Genomic DNA, 16,530 nt, shown 5'->3' with positions numbered 1-16,530 from the left:
TCGTCCCCCCAGCGGGAAAGAGCGGCGATCCGCATGAACCTCCATGACTTAGTCACATTTACTGCATACATATTGCATAACTACACTGCACGCTAGACCAGGCCAAAAACCTGCAAGACCAGCGGCTGCACAGTATGGTATTGACACCCATGAACATGTTTCACTACTCGCCTTACAATCCAGCCCAGATGCAGATGCTGTAGGTGTGGCTAACAACGAAAATACGTCACTTATTATGTTTTTTTCTGATTTAACCTGAGCATCACCGTTATATTTTTTTTGAAAATCCTGTTTACGTCTCTCTTTATCTTGTTGGTTTCCATTTTTGAGTATTTCGACATCTGCTTTTATTCCTTTAAGTAGATTTCCAACATTTCTGCTGTCTATTCTCCAGAAATCGTTTGCAGCATGTTTAAAATTCAAACAATCAATTAGTATATCTCTATCAGCATCATATACTGATAAAACTGTCCACGAGTCATTGAAGGATTCAAATGTTATGAAGTAAGTCGAATATCGTTCTTGTGATTGACCAAGGTAAATGGCTTGGTATAAAGATTTTGTCAACTCATCTTTACTGAAACCAGTAAAAGCTTGAAGCTCAGCATTGTTAGAAATTCGCTTCCCTATATTTTCAATAACCTGCACATCTCTAATTTTGCGAACCTGATTTTTATTTAATCCAATATTTTTATTTAATGTATCAATATCATCAAAGCTTACTCTCGCACTAGGTGCCTTAGGAGGCTTATTAGGCAAAACAAGCTGACTATCTGCGTAAATAAATGTCGTTGAAAACATCATCGAAAAAATGCATACGACAGAAATCATTACCTTAGATTTTAATTTTGAAATCCACATATAGACACCTCTATTTTCTTATTTTAAATCTGGTCATTTTCTCTACTTGATATCAAAAAATCAGTGTTAGCATTATTAAGAAGACGATTTTTTGACAATATTTTTTACTTGTGAAATATTGGAACCGGAGGCGTATCTAGATGCGGATTAGATTCATACATTTGTATCCCTATTTGGTCAACGAAAACTATAATTTAGTTCGATTGCATCTTGCTAATCATCTGAATATAGGCATTACCACCCTTCCTATTTAAGCTTTGGAGGGTTGGCAGGTGCCTCGGTACTTTTGGCTGCAAAATTGAGCATTTTTCACTTGCAAAAAACAACATGATATGTCACTTTACTTTCTTTCCGTTTTCTTTTTTTTGTAATAATACTCATTTATACAGAGAAGAATAAAAATGATAGGGGCGATAATATCCTTTATATCGAAAACACCGTCAAATAAAAACCTCAATGTGAATGCAAATATACCGAATAACAGTGCTCTAACCAATATGTGTTTTTTCAATTCCGGTTACCTCCATTTTTAAACTGAGACAAGGGAACACATGACACTGCTTTTCTCATCATTTATCATGAAATCAAAAAAAAAAGAGAACATCATCAAAAAAATGGATTGGAAAAACAACAATTTTTGAGAATGCCGACTTTCTGAAACCTATCTAGGAAACTCACATCTAGGCAAAAATCAGGTGTTCCACGATCATTCAACTTCTTTTTCCAGAGTTACGGCAGCTCTCGAAAGCAACCGCTGAGAATATGGAAGATTCAATATGAACGCGAATATCGTATTCTTATTTTTCTTCAAACAACGAAATGTTTTGGATCATTCCCGCAATCTAATATGGAGCTTATTGTAGATATGCATGAGCAGGTAGCCAGCAACACAGTATAATCCGTTAGTTCGCAACGTAAGTATGGTGAAATACTAACAGGAGATTAACGCCGAAGTAAAAAAGCTTATATTGAGGAAATAAGCAATAAGCTGGTGTCATTTGGGTCGGATGGATTGTCACATCTGTATTTTACCGAATATCTTTTAGAAATTAGATGTCCTTTAAACAAACTCCATTATTATCCTTGTAAAAGATTATAAATACTATTTCCTTAAAAGTAAACCCTATTTTGAAGCATTAACCGCAATCAGTACTTGGCTAATTCTTAATGAAGCCGCAGCAAATTTCGGCTAACACCGTGTCGAATCGTTCGATGCCTAGCGCGGATGATACATCGCCGTGAATTGCTCAGCTAACCGCCTCAAAATGCATTGCGGAACACCGTAATGTCCGGGGGACGAGAAGGATCAGCGCCCAGAGCAACCGCGACGGCGTCGAACCGGAGCTCGGCTTCATGAAGCCGGTATCGGTTCACGTACACTTCGGCCACGGCTCTTACCTTGTGCTGCTTCCGCCAGTCGATCGCTTCAGCCGCCTCCACCGCTCCGGCAGCGCCGTACCGGCTGCGCACCTCAATAAAGACCCAGCAGTTGCCGTCCCGCGCAATGATGTCAATCTCGCCCGATCGGCAGCGCCAATTTTTGTGAATAATGCGATAGCCGAGCGCTTGAAGCCGCTCGGCTGCCATCCTTTCCGCAGCAGCCCCCTTCTCCTTCCGGTTGAGGCCGCCGCTCCGGTTATTCACCGTCCGTTTATCCGCACCGCGACGGGACTCATTCATAACGATTCCACCCTTTCTCGGCCCGCTGATCGGTCTTGTAGATGAAGGTCAGCACTTCCGCGACCAGATGATACAGCTCGCCCGGAATCTGCTGGTTAATGTCCAGCTTGGAGAGCACCTCCACCAAGGAGGGGTCCTCCTGAATCGGCACGCCGCTCTCCTTCGCCTTCTCCAATATCTGTTCGGCCAGTTGTCCCTGCCCTTTGGCGACAACAACCGGCGCTTCATCTTGCTCCGGCTTGTAGGACAGCGCGACCGCCGTCTTCCGTTCATAACGCCCGGTGGTCCGGGATGCTGCTTCCGTGTCCTTCATATTCTGACATCTACCCCTTTGTATGGCTGAAGCGTATAATCGTTCATATCAATCTCGGGCCAGTTCTTTGGCTCGTCCACCTTCGTCTCTGGCATCGGCAAAATGCGGAACGCCGACAGCTGATAGCCGATCCGATTCATCGCTTCCTCCACCTCGCCGCGAAACCCGCTCAGCCATTCGCCGATGCCCTCGTCCGCCTGATGGATATGAAGGGCCACGGCCCGCTCCACAGCCTGAACGTCGACGAGCGTCCGGCCCAGCACCTTCATGTCCAGATCGAACCAGAGGCGACAGTTGTCCGACTCCAGCTCGCCCCGGCGGCTCTGCCGCGATTGGACGTGGACGGTGGCCGTCTGCTGGCCGTCCGGCGTCACTAGCGGCACAAATAGGGTGACATGCGTGAACGGCGCTTGCCGATCGCTTGTCAGCAGCAACTGCTGGCCCGTAATCTGATGGACCAGCTGCTGCGCCGCGTCGCGGACTGCCGGTGGCAGCGTATCATTCTGGAGGAGCTGAAGCAGCGTGCTCTTCAGCGACTCCGCCGGCGCGGCGGTCGTCGGCGCCACCGGCGGTGCAGGCGTCTTTGGCATCGCCGGTGCTGGAGATGCAGCACTTGAAGGCGCGCCAGCCGCTGACGGCGCGGCTGTGCCGGGCTGCGACCGGGCGGCCGTGCTCTCCACCGCCGCGTCGCGTCCCAGGGCGCCGTCGCCTTGCGACGTTCCGCTGCCTGCAGCCGTCATCTCAAGAACGGCCGCACGGTGCACCTGCTGCTCATGCGGCACGCCAAGCCGCTGCAGCAGGCGCCCAATCCAGGCGCCTCCGCCGGGAGCGCCTTCGCTCGCTGAAGCGGCCGTTGAGGCCGTAGGCCCCTCCGCTGCGGACGCCGCTGGTGGAGCGCCTGTGGCAGCCGGCCCTGGAGCGGAGCCGCTACCAGCATTCGCGGAGGCATTCCCTGCTGGCGAGCCGCCTGTGGCGGATTGCCCCGCAGCCGAAGCAGCGGTCGGCGCCGCCGGGTTCCCTCCTGCGGCTGCTGGAGCTGGCGCCTGATTGCTTGGCCCGCCGCTGGAAGTGGCATCCATGCGCGGCAGCGACGCCATAATGTCGCGCACCAACGCCTGCGCTTCCCGGAGCGGTGCAGCCCAAGGAGCCGCCCCGGCGGCCGGTTCTCCTGGGCTGCGAGCAAGCGCAGCCTCCCCTGCGCGCTCAAAGCCGGCAAGCAGATCATTGAGCGGCTTGCCGAACATAGCCTGCTGCAGGCCGCGCAGCGTCTCGCCGCTAAGCGGCAGCTGGCGGCGCAATGCCAGACCGGCCGCCTGCATCCACTGCTCAGCTTGAACGCCCTGCGGCTTGACTTCCAGTGCCTGAGCTAGCCGTGAGGCAAGCTCCTTCGTCAACGGCAGTCCGCCTTTCTGCAGCTCGTGCAGCAGTCTTCGCGCCCAACCCTCGTCTGGAAGGTTGGACTGCTTCAACGCTTCCTCTATCGAAGGCAGCTGAGCAAATGCCGGACCGTCAGCCGCCTTCAGCATAATCATGCCGTCCGCCTGCTGGCCCTGCACCTGAAGCCAAGCCGTCTGCCCCGGGCGCATCGGCGTATCCAGTACAGCACGCACAGGCACTCCATTAATCTGAATGACGGCCTCCCGTCCGTTCTCGGCCACGCTGGCGATAGTGCCGCGCACCACCTGGCCGCTTTTCAATTCCAATGTCCGCTGCTCGCCGGGTCTCGCCTCCCCAACCAAGCCGCGCACCATCTGCGAAATATTCACAGGACAATCCCCCGTTCCTCAAGGACAATACACTTCTTATATCGGCAGACGGAGGCCGGAATATGAGCCGGGCCAGAGCCCCTGGGCCCATACATGCCTAGAACAGACTCAACTGCTCCTCCTCCGGGAAGAGCGATTTCAGGAACGACTTGCGATGCATCGGCGTCGGACCGAGCCGTTCCAACTGCTGGCGATGCAGCTTCGTTGCATATCCTTTATGTACGGCAATGCCGTACTCGGGGTAGAGCTCATTCCACAAACCCGCACACAACTGATCACGCGTTACCTTGGCGATAATTGAGGCGGCCGCGATAGATTGACTGTTCGCGTCTCCCTTCACAATCGCTTCCTGCGGCAGCGGGCAATCGATGCGCTCCGCGTCGATCAGCAGCATGTCGGGACGAATGCCGAGCCCCTCGACGGCCTGCTTCATGGCCAGGCGCGAAGCCTGCTTAATATTGATGCGCTCAATGGTCGACACGTCGACCTGCGCAACAGACCAAGCGATCGCGCGTTCCGTTATCTCTTTGTAGAGCGCCTCCCGTTTTTTTGCCGATAGCTTCTTCGAATCATTTATCCCTTCAATCACGACGCCCGCAGGCAATATGACGGCCGCAGCGACCACATCGCCGAACAAGCAGCCGCGCCCGACCTCGTCAATGCCGGCCACATACTGAAGCCCCTCATCCCATAACCGTTTCTCCCATGCGGTCAGATCGATCGCTGCGGCTTCTGCTTCCACTGTCTTGCGCTGACCCATTATCTTCCTCTCCCCCGCATTTCAGTCGCCTTGCTTCTTCTCAACTTGTCCATCATCCCCCGTTGGCAGACTAGCCCGTTACGATTTGCATGTGACATCTATCTATACGCCAGAGAACAACATATGTTCCGCCAATGGGATCATATATCAACGATTCCTGAATTCGATCTCGATCGTCTCCCTTTTTATCCATTTGTTCTAAAGTGCCGCTTCTTTCCTAATTCATAAAACACGAGAAACCCACACTATACCGTTCCACGGCCCGAAGGGAGATTGTTCATAAAATCCCCCCCAGTACCGATACGAGAATGACGACCTACGTCACACTGCATCTTCTCCACTGTTGGTTGCAAGGGGGAAGACAACGAGCGACGACATCGTGTCACGGATCAAAAAAAACGCCGCGCGTCCGATGAATCGGCGCATACGGCGCTTTCCTGTTCAATTCCCGTTCTCATTGACGAGGAAGGAATACGGCTCCTCCAGCGATATCCGTCCCAGCTTGCCTCCGCGCAAATCACGCAGGATGAGGCTCGAGGCTTTCTCCAGATTAACGCACCCGCCGGCCATCAGACATCCGCGCTTGCGTCCGATCGCTTCCATTATCTCGACAATGTCATCCTGCCCTAAGCTGCTTTGCGGTGGAATCTCCAGACCGTAGCGTTCATTAAGGCGATCCCGGTACGGGTCAGCCAGTTGCTTGATCACATAGAACGCGATTTCTTCCACATTCAATATTTCATCCTTGATCGCTCCGGTCGCCGCCAGCCGGTAACCGACTTCCTGATCCTCGAACTTGGGCCACAAAATGCCCGGTGTATCGAGCAGCTCCATCTCGAAGCCGACTTTGATCCACTGCTGTCCCTTGGTAATCCCCGGCCGATCGCCGGTCGCGGCCACGCTTCGGCCAGCCAGCTTGTTGATAAGCGTCGATTTGCCGACATTCGGTATGCCAACGATGAGGGCGCGCACGGGGCGCGGCTTCATCCCTTTGGCGAGCTGGCGCTGAATCTTCTCTTCCAGCAGCTTCCGGGCTTCGCCGGGGATCTGTGCGACGTTCGTGCCTGTCGAGGCGTCGATCGCGAGTGCGGCATGACCCTCGCCGCGAAACGCCTGCAGCCATTGCGCATTCATATCCGGATCGGCCAGATCCGCCTTGTTCAATAAAATGAGCCGCGGCTTATTCTGCAAAATGTCGCCAATCATCGGATTGCGGCTGGACATGGGTAGCCGCGCATCCAATAGCTCGATGGCGACATCAATAAGCTTGAGCTTCTCCTGGATCTGCCGCCGGGCGCGCGTCATATGCCCAGGGAACCATTGGATTGTCATCGGCATCCACCTCCTGATGATTCATTCTCTGCCTAGTGGTGTCGTACAAGCTTCGCATGCGGCAGCGGCCAGAAAATAACATCCGCTCTGCCGATGACGTCCTTCAACGAAATAAATCCAAGCATGCGACTGTCCGTGCTGTTGTTCCGGTGATCTCCCATAACGAAAATATGCCCTTCCGGCACCGTGTTCTGTTGAATCAGATCATTCGGAAAATCACGGTCATTGTACAGCTCTCCCGTTTTATGGGCTTCGTCCAGCACTTCTTGTATGTATGGTTCTTCAACCTTATTGCCATTGACGTACAGATCGTCGCCACGGTATTCTATCGTATCCCCGGCCACTCCGATAACCCGCTTAATCAAATCGCGATTCTCCTCCGGTACGTGGAAGACGACCACTTCCCCGCGCTTTGGTTCGCGAAAATCATACAAGACTTTATTCACAATAAGTCGCTCGCCCGTCCAAAAATTCGGTTCCATGGAAGGGCCGTCTACGATAAACGGAGCAAATAACAGCCATCGCACGATGACGACGAGCACAACGGCGATCGCAATCGCTTTCACCCACTCCAGAAGCTCGTTTTTCGCTTGTGGCTTTTTGGTTGGCGGCTCTTCCGCCGCATTCGGTTGCATTATTTGGTCGTGTTGATCCATCGGCAGTGCCCCGCTTTCCTTGAATTGCTGCTATGCAGTCATATCATACGCTATCGGTAGACGAACATGCAAGCTTCATTCTCTGATGTGGAATAAAATAGTAAAAGGGGCTTGCAGCTAAGCAAGCCCCCGGTTCCTTAACGGATTTCTTTGATTCTCGCTGCTTTACCGCGAAGATTGCGAAGATAATAAAGCTTCGCACGACGCACTTTACCACGGCGAGCCACTTCGATTTTATCAATTTTAGGTGTATGAAGCGGGAATGTACGCTCAACACCTACGCCGTAAGAAATCTTACGAACAGTGAATGTCTCGCTGATTCCGCCGCCACGACGCTTAATGACCACACCTTCGAACAACTGGATACGCTCGCGGGATCCCTCGATAACTTTTACATATACTTTCAAAGTATCGCCGGGACGAAAGCTAGGAATATCCTTGCGAAGCTGGTCTTGCGTAATTACTTGAACGATATTCATCTTGGACTTCCTCCTTCCACACAGGTGTTCATACATCTCGGGAGCGCTCATGCGCTCGACCTCATCGAATATAGAGGACCACCTTATTCCAAACAACAAAAATAATTTTAGCATACCACCCAACCGATTACAAGAAAATAATTTATGTTCCTATCATACAAAACGTATAAATCTCAGCCACTCCAACCAGGCCTCCGTAAAAATGAAAATCAGCCCCGTTGCTGCAACCGACTTCCTGCAAACCCTATGAATCGGAAGTACCGGATAACCGGAACTCCCCCATCCGCTCATACATCGGCGTCGCCTGCATATGTGTCCGGAACAGACAGAACCGATCCGCCATCCATTCCGCTGCCGCGCCGCTCGTATCCGCCTCCGGCATGCCCCGGTCCCATGGCGTCGTTCCCTTATACTTGCGCGCCAATGTAATATGGGGCCGGTACGGCCTCGCTTCCGGCACGAAGCCGAGCGAAGCGGTAGACTCCATAACCTGATGATACAGTTCATGAAGCCTATTGATATCTCCGGCGACGGCAGCCCACAGTACCCGCGGCGAGGCAGGGAGTCCGAAGGTGCCCCATCCGCCCAAGGTCAGCCGGAACGGATCGCTGCGGGCCGCCGTCCGGTTCAGCCCATCTAGCAGCGGCGCCAGCTTCGACTCCGGAGTGTCGCCGAGAAATTGCAACGTGATATGGTAGTCCGCCGGATGAACCCAGCGGGAAAATGTCCACTGGCGCCGCGCTTGCTTCGCCCAGTTATCGAGGGCGACGCTGACAGACTCGCCCAGCGGCACACCGATAAACAGCCGCATCTTGTTCTCTGTATCCGCCATCATCTTTCCCTGCGCCTCCGTCTAATGCGCCGTTATGAACGACGTAAGATTGAATCCGGTACTATTGTTGAACAAGCGGGAGTAATAATATACATCCAATATCGCTGCAGCAGCCCGACTTCCCCAACTCACATGCTCCATGCCAAAATCTTGATTTTCTCCAAAGACGAATGAATTTTCTCTATCTTTATTAATAACCGCTCCATTATTGACTGGCATCACCCGGACTATCCGGCCTACGGCAATCGCGCGGGATAACGTAGAGTTCAAGGATCGACCGCAGAACTTCAACCGATACAATATGCACGGCCAGGTGAAGGATCTGCTGACCAACTACGGGAGGATCGATGTACTCTGGTTCTATTCTTTGACGAACATATGACCGGGGAAAATAGAAGGAGACCGAGCTGGTGAAGATGATTCGTAAGTTGCAGCCGATTGTGTTGATCGATTACCGGTTGGGTGGCAACATCAAGACCGCGAGCCGGAAATCAATGCGAACGACTTCGCTTCGCCGGAGCAGTTGCTGCCGAAGTGGTCAAACACAAATCGACTGCAACCAATCGTTTTAGCGAGACTTAAATGCTTTGTTTACTAACATTGCTTTTCACCTCACTTTCTGATGAACATGGTCACAATCACTTTCAATTTCTGAAATCGTGAAACCATTATTTTGTAGCAATTTGTTTGTAGCAATTTGATTGAGTATTTCCTTTAGATATCTATATCGCCAAGCAACACTTTGTGGCGATATTTCATGCACCATACATTATGGTATTGGATAGAGTACACATATCCTCTACCATGTCTGACTTCTGCCATGCTATCCACCTCAATTATAGGACAACATATGTCAATTGTTTTTCAAGTTATATCCGCTAAATATCAGTGTTTTTATTAATAGGTAAGTTAACATACGTTGGACCATTGACGTGTCAAAAGACGCGCCTTGTCCGAGGCCAATTCATCTCACGACTGAAGTCACGAGTGTTCTCAACTGGGTAATAAAATGTTGGAACCCCTACAAGCCAACCGAAAGGTAACGGTTTATCATCTGTGCCGTTAAGCCACAGCGACTTGATTATGGTGATGGATCGAGCTTACGAAAAGTTGGAACGGCTGGATCATTATAAAGCAGACGGGCCATCCTTTGTCATTCGGCTTCGCGACTGCGGTCAACTCAAAGCATAACGGATTTCCAAGCGCATCTAGAATGGCATGAATTTTGGTCGTTATTCCGCCTCTGGAGCGCCCGGTGGCCTGGAATTGCTGCCCCCTTTTGCGCCCGCTCCATGTTGGTGGACGCGGACGATGGTCGCATCGATCATGATATTTTGGTCCCATTGATCATCGCGTATTTCGTATCGTACTTTCATAGGATAAGTTTACCATGTTTTTAGGTAAGTTTATAGTTTGAAGACACACTCTAGTCCTTTATGCACTTTTTTTCATTTTTTTCGTTACAATTGTTCAAAAATAGAGTAAGCCTGCCGATATAGATAGTACAAGGAACATTACCGTTTCTTGAATATCTTGTCCGGGAGGGAATTAAAATGAACTGGAAACACTTGTTGAAAATGGCACTCGAATTTTTGAACGGAACGATTATTCCTTGGGGCATTAAACAATTGGAGGACTGAGTTAGTACGTTCTAAACGCACTAACCTCTACACCGAAGCCCATGAATCTTGGCATCTGTGCCTGGTTCATGGGCTTTCCTCGTGCCTTACCATTCCTCTGAATCCGCCCCATCTTTCTGATATTCTCCCATCGTATGGCTCCACCACGAAATTTTTTTCATTTTTTTCGTAACAATTGTTCAATAAGAGAGTAAGCTTGCCGATATAAATAGTACAAGGAACATTACCGTTTCTTGAATATCTTGTCCGGGAGGGAATTAAAATGAACTGGAAACACTTGTTGAAAATGGCACTCGAATTTTTGAACGGAACGATTATTCCTTGGGGTATTAAACAATTAGAGGACTAAGTTAGTACGGCTAAACGCACTAACCTCCACCGAAGCCCATGAATCTTGGCATCTGTGCCTGGTTCATGGGCTTTCCTCGTGCTTCTACCATTTCTATGAATCCGCCCCCTGAACAACCTGCCACACCTCATTTCAGGGAACAGCTTGTCAATGATCGCTGGTACTCCATCATTTTTAGCTGCATCATTCGATACCCGATTTCGTCGATAATGAGCAGGTCCGGCTTGAACGAATTCAGCGTCTTGCAAAACGGCACATGCGCAAGGCGCGTGGCTTGCACTTCGAATAGACGCCGGGCTCACCTGCCTGCAGCCACTTTCTTACCATCTTGCGGTCTCATCCCAACTTCTCAGCTATCAGCCCGTCACGTAAATTTTTTTTATTTTTTTGTAACAAATGTTCAAAAAGAAAGAAAGTTTGCCGATATAGATTGTACAAGGAACATTACCGTTTCTTGAATATCTTATTAGGGAGTGTTTGAAATGGCAGCATTCATAGCGGTATTAGGATTCCTAAGCGCGGTTATTCCTCCGTTGGTTGATCTGCTGAAGCATTTCGTATAAACGCACTAACCTCCCAGAAGCCCATGAATCTTGGCATTTTGCCTGGTTTATGGGCTTTCTTTGTACTCTACTTGCGAATCCGCTCCATGAAAAGCTACCCCTCATCTTTAACGGAACATCTTGTCAAGTATCACTTGGATGGAAACAAACCCAATGAATTACATTTCATTAATATCCCTCTGGTATTCTCCAACCGGATGGTTCCGTCACGTAAATTTTTTTATTTTTTCATAAGATTTATTCAAAAAGAAATAAAGTTTGCCGATATAGATAGTACAAGGAACATTATGTTTCTTGAATATCCTATTAGGGAGTGTTCGACATGGCAGCATTCATAGCGGTATTAGAATTCGTTAAAACGATTATTCCTCCGTTCATTGATCTGCTGAAACACTTCGTGGGTTAGTACGTATAAACGCACTAACCTCCCAGTTAAGCCCGTGAATCTTGGCATTTTGCCTAGTTCATGGGCTTTCTTGGTGCTCTAACTCTAACATTCCCGCGGACCTCCGAATCGAGTAGGGGCATTCCTTCGGCAATACGGACTTTGGCTTGTTTAGCAATTTCATCCAAATGGGCAGCCTTATTAAAGTTCGTGTTCCTCAGACACGGAGATTTGCCGCCGACTTCCTTCTGATTCGACCTCATCATCAACACCCTTAACTTAAGCTACGGCTATTACTTGCCTTCACCGTTCCCGGACTTGAACCCTTCAGAACCGCCTTTGGTGGTTCACGAAAAAAGAGCACATCCTCAGGAAGTGCTCTTCTGCGTTATTCGCTATTCGCTTTATCCGCTTGGTGCTCGGCAAGAATGCGCTCCAGCAGCTTACGATCCGCCTCGTCGAGCTCGATAGCCTCCAGCAGATCCGGCCGCCGTTCCACGGTGCGCCGCAGGGACTGTTCTTTGCGCCACTGCTCCACCTTCGCATGGTGGCCGCTCAATAGCACATCTGGCACCGTCCAGCCGCGGAAATCGGCCGGCCGCGTATAATGCGGGTACTCAAGCAGGCCGGTGCTGAACGAATCTGTCACCGCCGATGACTCATTGCCCAGCACGCCCGGGAGCAGCCGCACGACCGAGTCGGTGACGACCATCGCCGGCAGCTCGCCGCCGGTCAGCACATAATCGCCCATCGACAGCTCGTCGGTGACAAGATGCTCGCGGATTCGCTCATCATAGCCTTCATAATGGCCGCAGACCAAGATGAGATGCGATTCCTGCGCCAGTTCCTCCGCCTTCGCCTGGGTAAACGGCTCGCCCTGCGGACACATCAAGATGACCCGCGGCCTCTTCCGTCCCAGACGGTTCTGGCCATTCAGCCCGTCCGAACCATGGGGAACCTTCAGGACATCCGGATCGTCCGCCGCCGGGGCTTGCCCTTCTTGCGGAAGCGGCGTCCGCTCTGCCTCCGCTTGCACGATCACGGCTTCAACGGCCGCGAAGATCGGCTCCGGCTTCAGCACCATGCCCCCGCCCCCGCCATACGGATAATCGTCCACAGTCAGATGCTTGTTCCCGGAATAGTCCCGGAAATTGACCGCATTGAGGGTGACGAGCCCTTTGTCCTGTGCCTTCCCCAATATGCTGGAGCGGAATACGCCCTCACACATCTCCGGGAAGATCGTTAATACATCAATGCGCATTACAGAAGCCCCTCCATCAGATGAACCTTCACCAGCTTGCCGACAATATCGACGTCGAGGATGACATCCGGAATGGCGGGAAGAAGAATCGGCTTGCCCTTCGCGGGCTGGACGACCCAGACATCATTCGCGCCCGGCGCCAGAATTTCGCTAATCACGCCCAGCTCTTTCTCTTCATCGGTTACGACGCGGCAACCGATAATCTCATGATAGTAGTATTCGTTCTCCGCCAGCTCCTTCTGCTGCGCGGCGGTGACATAGAGAATCCAGCCCTTATACCGTTCCACATCATTGATGTTGTCGAAATTTTTGAATTTTATAATGTAGACATTTTTCTGCGGCCGTGCGCGCTCCACGGTGACCGTGAGCGACTCCTTCGTCTCCGGGTGCTGTAGAATCAGCTCGGTGCCCGAAGCGAAGCGCTCTTCCGGGAAGTCGGTGCTCGTCAATATTTTGGCATCGCCGCGAATGCCGTGGGTATTGACCAGCTTGCCGACAGAATACAATCGTTCAGACATCTCGTCTCGATCCTCCTGCTTCTACGAGTTATGAACAAGCATGATTAGTGTATCACAATGGCTTCCTCTATACGAAAAAGGGCTAGGATCTTATCCTAACCCGTTTCGTCATGATTAAGAAATAATGTCTACGGCAACCCGTTTTGGAATCGTAACGGCTGCCGATGTGACGACCGTGCGAAGTGCCTTGGCAATGCGACCTTGCTTCCCGATAACCTTCCCGACATCGTCAGGATGGACGTGAAGCTCATACACGATGATATGGTCTTTCTCCACGGCCTTCACACAGACCTCCTCCGGATGATCGACCAAAGCGCGTGCGATAACATACACTAACTCTTCCATTCGCGACCCTCCGAACGGTTAGATTACTTCTGGTATTTTTGCTCATGGAACTTCTTCATGACGCCAGCTTGGCTAAGCAAGTTGCGAACGGTGTCAGAAGCTTGTGCCCCTGTTTGCAGCCATTTCAACGCTTTTTCTTCGTTGATGTTCACGACTGCCGGTTGAGCTACCGGATTGTAGTAACCGATTTCCTCGATGAATCGACCATCACGCGGAGAGCGGGAATCAGATACAACGACACGATAGAACGGAGCTTTATGAGCACCGATACGTTTCAGACGGATACGTACTGCCACGACTTTCACCTCCTTAACGGAATTCGGTTCGTTATGGGGAACCGGCCCTATGCATCAGCGGAAAGGAAATCTCATTCCTTTGCCGGCCTTGCTCTTCAAATTCTTCATCATTTTCGGGCCTTTCGGCCCCATCATCTCGGTGAATTGCTTCATCATCCGGCGCATCTCATCGAACTGCTTGATCAGCCGATTGACGTCGGCCAGCGATGTTCCGCTGCCGGCGGCGATCCGCTTGCGGCGACTGTGATTGATCATATCGGGATCTTGCCGCTCCTTATTCGTCATCGAGCGTACAATCGCCTCGATCCGGCCCATCTGGCGCTCATCTACCTTCAGATTGGCCGTCTGCTTCATTTTGTTCATACCCGGAATCATGTCCAGAATCTGATCGATGGGCCCGAGCTGCTTCACTTGCTGCATCTGCTCCAGGAAATCGTCGAATGTAAATGCGGCGTTGCGCATTTTCATCTCCATTTCCTTCGCCTTGTCCGCATCGATGTTGGCCTGCGCCTTCTCAATGAGCGACAGCATGTCCCCCATACCGAGAATCCGGGACGCCATCCGCTCCGGGTGGAACGGCTCAAGCGCATCGATCTTCTCGCCGAGAGCCGCGAACTTGATCGGGCAGCCTGTCACGGCCTTGACCGACAACGCCGCGCCGCCGCGCGTATCGCCATCCAGCTTCGTCAGCACGACACCGGTAAGCGCCAGCTGCTGGTTGAAGCTCTCCGCGACATTGACTGCATCCTGACCGGTCATCGCATCGACGACGAGCAGAACTTCGTCCGGATTCACCGTCTCGTGAATCTGCTTCAGCTCCTCCATCAGCGCTTCATCAATATGCAAGCGGCCCGCCGTATCGACGATGACATAGTCGAGATGATTGACGCGTGCATGCTCCATCGCCTGGCGCGCAATCTCTACCGGACTGACCTGATCGCCAAGGGAGAAGACAGGCACATTGATCTGCGCGCCCAGCACCTCCAGCTGCTTGATGGCGGCTGGCCGATAAATGTCGGCCGCGACCAGCAGCGGCTTATGGTTCTGCTTCTGCAGCAGCTTCGCCAGCTTCCCGGACGTCGTCGTCTTCCCAGCGCCTTGCAAGCCGGCCATCATGATGACCGTCGGCGGCTTGTTCGCCTTGGCCAGCTTAGCGGCCGTTCCGCCCATTAGCTCGGTCAGTTCCTTATTGACGATGTCAACGATGACCATGCCCGGCGTGAAGCTCTTCATCACCTCCTGGCCGACCGCCTTCTCCTTCACCTTATTGATGAATTCCTTGACGACCTTGAAGTTGACATCGGCCTCCAGCAGTGCGAGGCGCACCTCGCGCATCGCTTCGTTGACGTCGTCTTCGGTTACTTTTCCTTTGCCGCGCAGCTTGCCGAACACATTCTGCAGCCGGCCCGTTAGTCCTTCAAATGCCATTCCTATTCCCCCCTTCCCTTAATCCAACGCCTGCAGTTCACGGATCATCTTCTGCAGTTCCGCACGCTGCGGGTCGGGCATATCCATTATATCATTCAATTCGTCGCGCAGCGCATCCAGCAGCTGCTTCCGGCGTTCGTACCTCGCTACCAATCCAAGCTTGCTCTCATAAGAGCCGAGCGTCTGCTCCGCCCGCTTAATATGTTCATACACCGCCTGACGGCTAATGCCAAATTCAGCGGCGATCTCGCCTAATGAAAAATCGTCTTGAAAATAACATTTCAGGAACGTCTGCTGCTTCTCCGTCAAGAGAGGTTCATAGAAATCGAACAGCATGTTGACACGGTTCGTCTTCTCCAGAACATGTTCCTCGTTCATCCGGGCCACTCCTTTCGTCAAGGAAAAAACCTTTACAGCCCATCAATGTTCCTAATCATATCCGAATCCGGCGGCCATGTCAAGGGATCAACCTTAACATTTGTTGTTCTTCCATGATAACCATATTTGGGTGGGATTAAAATTGAAGAAGATGCTGAAAAAGATGTTGTCGGTTATGGTCGTATGTTCATTGGTTGTATCGTTGGCGGGTGTTTCTTATGCTCACCGGGGCAAGTTAGTGTTCAGCCATCCGATTCCGTTGATGAGGAGAAACGTTTTATTGCCTACAAACAGGACTACACGACCTACGTAACCTACCATGAAATTCCGCGAACGCTCGATATTCGGGTCGTAGACAAGCATACAGGGGAAACCGTATTTGAAAAGCACGGCGTATTGCCTCACTAACTGCGGAGGGGAAAATCGTTGGAAAATAAAGTATTGCATTGTGAGGAAGTAAAAGATTTGTGTAAGGTATTTGATGTTAATTTATCCGTTTTAAAAAAAAGATGTTCCTGAGGAAGTGAACTATGACCCTGATCGTGGACAGTATAAAAAAACACTACGCTGTCAGAAGATGACTCCTATATTGGTTGAGGCCACTGAAAAAGTCCTTCTCATGAAAAAAGGTACGGCTCCTCAAGAAAATTGAGGAGCCGTACCTTTTTTCGTTTATAATTAATGCATC

At 51.1% G+C, this 16,530-nt stretch carries 17 protein-coding genes and 2 pseudogenes; 2 read left to right on the top strand and 17 right to left on the bottom strand.

Going from position 1 to position 16,530, the window contains the following annotated elements:
• Positions 1 to 48: 48 nt before the first annotated feature.
• From PPOP_RS12020 to thpR, 9 genes are all read right to left on the bottom strand, one after another.
• Entirely contained in the window at positions 49 to 861 is an 813-nt protein-coding gene (locus tag PPOP_RS12020; RefSeq protein WP_006286682.1) for a hypothetical protein, read from the bottom strand.
• A gap of 1,260 nt (positions 862 to 2,121) precedes the next feature.
• The gene (locus PPOP_RS12015) at positions 2,122 to 2,541 is read right to left on the bottom strand and encodes a YraN family protein (RefSeq protein WP_006286677.1); all 420 of its coding nucleotides are present in this window, start codon (positions 2,539 to 2,541) and stop codon (positions 2,122 to 2,124) included.
• Entirely contained in the window at positions 2,534 to 2,854 is a 321-nt protein-coding gene (locus PPOP_RS12010; protein WP_006286676.1) for an EscU/YscU/HrcU family type III secretion system export apparatus switch protein, read from the bottom strand. Before PPOP_RS12010 ends, PPOP_RS12015 begins: the two co-directional genes overlap by 8 nt.
• Entirely contained in the window at positions 2,851 to 4,620 is a 1,770-nt protein-coding gene (locus PPOP_RS12005; protein WP_006286675.1) for a hypothetical protein, read from the bottom strand. Before PPOP_RS12005 ends, PPOP_RS12010 begins: the two co-directional genes overlap by 4 nt.
• A gap of 97 nt (positions 4,621 to 4,717) precedes the next feature.
• Positions 4,718 to 5,380 carry a ribonuclease HII gene (locus PPOP_RS12000; protein WP_006286673.1) on the bottom strand — a complete coding sequence of 221 codons (663 nt, stop codon included), beginning with the start codon at positions 5,378 to 5,380 and terminating at the stop codon, positions 4,718 to 4,720.
• Between the two features lie 441 nt (positions 5,381 to 5,821).
• Complete coding sequence (gene ylqF, locus PPOP_RS11995) at positions 5,822 to 6,712, bottom strand: ribosome biogenesis GTPase YlqF (protein WP_006286672.1); 891 nt, start codon at positions 6,710 to 6,712, stop codon at positions 5,822 to 5,824.
• 32 nt (positions 6,713 to 6,744) lie between these two features.
• Positions 6,745 to 7,368: a signal peptidase I gene (lepB, locus tag PPOP_RS11990; RefSeq protein ID WP_006286671.1), complete on the bottom strand. Its 624-nt coding sequence runs from the start codon at positions 7,366 to 7,368 to the stop codon at positions 6,745 to 6,747.
• A gap of 137 nt (positions 7,369 to 7,505) precedes the next feature.
• The gene (gene rplS, locus PPOP_RS11985; RefSeq protein ID WP_006286669.1) at positions 7,506 to 7,847 is read right to left on the bottom strand and encodes a 50S ribosomal protein L19; all 342 of its coding nucleotides are present in this window, start codon (positions 7,845 to 7,847) and stop codon (positions 7,506 to 7,508) included.
• Between the two features lie 244 nt (positions 7,848 to 8,091).
• Complete coding sequence (gene thpR / locus PPOP_RS11980) at positions 8,092 to 8,682, bottom strand: RNA 2',3'-cyclic phosphodiesterase (protein WP_006286668.1); 591 nt, start codon at positions 8,680 to 8,682, stop codon at positions 8,092 to 8,094.
• A gap of 407 nt (positions 8,683 to 9,089) precedes the next feature.
• On the opposite strand from thpR, the gene PPOP_RS24305 reads away from it, so the two are divergent.
• Positions 9,090 to 9,251, top strand: a complete 162-nt coding sequence (locus tag PPOP_RS24305) for a hypothetical protein (RefSeq protein WP_234399809.1) — start codon at positions 9,090 to 9,092, stop codon at positions 9,249 to 9,251.
• Between the two features lie 50 nt (positions 9,252 to 9,301).
• Here the strand turns inward: PPOP_RS24305 and PPOP_RS24300 are convergent.
• From PPOP_RS24300 to PPOP_RS11945, 8 genes and pseudogenes are all read right to left on the bottom strand, one after another.
• Positions 9,302 to 9,501: pseudogene (locus tag PPOP_RS24300) on the bottom strand (transposase); the annotation flags it as partial.
• 372 nt (positions 9,502 to 9,873) lie between these two features.
• Positions 9,874 to 10,007 (bottom strand): annotated as a pseudogene (locus PPOP_RS20625) (IS5/IS1182 family transposase); the annotation flags it as partial.
• 1,997 nt (positions 10,008 to 12,004) lie between these two features.
• Entirely contained in the window at positions 12,005 to 12,877 is an 873-nt protein-coding gene (gene trmD, locus PPOP_RS11970; protein WP_006286665.1) for a tRNA (guanosine(37)-N1)-methyltransferase TrmD, read from the bottom strand.
• On the bottom strand, positions 12,877 to 13,395 hold the full coding sequence (rimM, locus tag PPOP_RS11965) for a ribosome maturation factor RimM (protein ID WP_006286664.1): 519 nt from the start codon (positions 13,393 to 13,395) through the stop codon (positions 12,877 to 12,879). The genes trmD and rimM overlap by 1 nt, the downstream gene beginning before the upstream one ends.
• 114 nt (positions 13,396 to 13,509) lie before the next feature.
• The gene (locus tag PPOP_RS11960; RefSeq protein WP_006286663.1) at positions 13,510 to 13,740 is read right to left on the bottom strand and encodes a KH domain-containing protein; all 231 of its coding nucleotides are present in this window, start codon (positions 13,738 to 13,740) and stop codon (positions 13,510 to 13,512) included.
• 23 nt (positions 13,741 to 13,763) lie between these two features.
• Positions 13,764 to 14,036, bottom strand: coding sequence for a 30S ribosomal protein S16 (gene rpsP, locus PPOP_RS11955; protein WP_006286662.1), 273 nt, complete (start codon positions 14,034 to 14,036; stop codon positions 13,764 to 13,766).
• Positions 14,037 to 14,090: 54 nt separating this feature from the next.
• Positions 14,091 to 15,464, bottom strand: coding sequence for a signal recognition particle protein (gene ffh, locus PPOP_RS11950; RefSeq protein WP_006286661.1), 1,374 nt, complete (start codon positions 15,462 to 15,464; stop codon positions 14,091 to 14,093).
• 18 nt (positions 15,465 to 15,482) lie between these two features.
• On the bottom strand, positions 15,483 to 15,842 hold the full coding sequence (locus PPOP_RS11945; RefSeq protein ID WP_006286660.1) for a putative DNA-binding protein: 360 nt from the start codon (positions 15,840 to 15,842) through the stop codon (positions 15,483 to 15,485).
• Positions 15,843 to 15,968: 126 nt separating this feature from the next.
• Between PPOP_RS11945 and PPOP_RS11940 the strand changes: the two genes are divergently transcribed.
• A complete protein-coding gene (locus PPOP_RS11940) occupies positions 15,969 to 16,250 on the top strand; it encodes a hypothetical protein (protein ID WP_006286659.1) in 282 nt (93 codons plus the stop codon).
• Positions 16,251 to 16,530 lie beyond the last annotated feature (280 nt).

This window comes from Paenibacillus popilliae ATCC 14706 (assembly GCF_000315235.1).
GTDB lineage: Bacteria > Bacillota > Bacilli > Paenibacillales > Paenibacillaceae > Paenibacillus_B > Paenibacillus_B popilliae.
The sequence above is the reverse complement of the archived record's forward strand: the minus strand, read 5'-3'. Positions and strand labels throughout refer to the sequence as shown.

Coding starts and splice junctions, on each gene's coding strand:
- PPOP_RS12020 (WP_006286682.1), bottom strand. CDS start 861: ATGTGGATTTCAAAATTAAAATCTAAGGTAATGATTTCTGTCGTATGC.
- PPOP_RS12015 (WP_006286677.1), bottom strand. CDS start 2,541: ATGAATGAGTCCCGTCGCGGTGCGGATAAACGGACGGTGAATAACCGG.
- PPOP_RS12010 (WP_006286676.1), bottom strand. CDS start 2,854: ATGAAGGACACGGAAGCAGCATCCCGGACCACCGGGCGTTATGAACGG.
- PPOP_RS12000 (WP_006286673.1), bottom strand. CDS start 5,380: ATGGGTCAGCGCAAGACAGTGGAAGCAGAAGCCGCAGCGATCGATCTG.
- ylqF (WP_006286672.1), bottom strand. CDS start 6,712: ATGACAATCCAATGGTTCCCTGGGCATATGACGCGCGCCCGGCGGCAG.
- lepB (WP_006286671.1), bottom strand. CDS start 7,368: ATGGATCAACACGACCAAATAATGCAACCGAATGCGGCGGAAGAGCCG.
- rplS (WP_006286669.1), bottom strand. CDS start 7,847: ATGAATATCGTTCAAGTAATTACGCAAGACCAGCTTCGCAAGGATATT.
- thpR (WP_006286668.1), bottom strand. CDS start 8,682: ATGATGGCGGATACAGAGAACAAGATGCGGCTGTTTATCGGTGTGCCG.
- trmD (WP_006286665.1), bottom strand. CDS start 12,877: ATGCGCATTGATGTATTAACGATCTTCCCGGAGATGTGTGAGGGCGTA.
- rimM (WP_006286664.1), bottom strand. CDS start 13,395: ATGTCTGAACGATTGTATTCTGTCGGCAAGCTGGTCAATACCCACGGC.
- PPOP_RS11960 (WP_006286663.1), bottom strand. CDS start 13,740: ATGGAAGAGTTAGTGTATGTTATCGCACGCGCTTTGGTCGATCATCCG.
- ffh (WP_006286661.1), bottom strand. CDS start 15,464: ATGGCATTTGAAGGACTAACGGGCCGGCTGCAGAATGTGTTCGGCAAG.
- PPOP_RS11945 (WP_006286660.1), bottom strand. CDS start 15,842: ATGAACGAGGAACATGTTCTGGAGAAGACGAACCGTGTCAACATGCTG.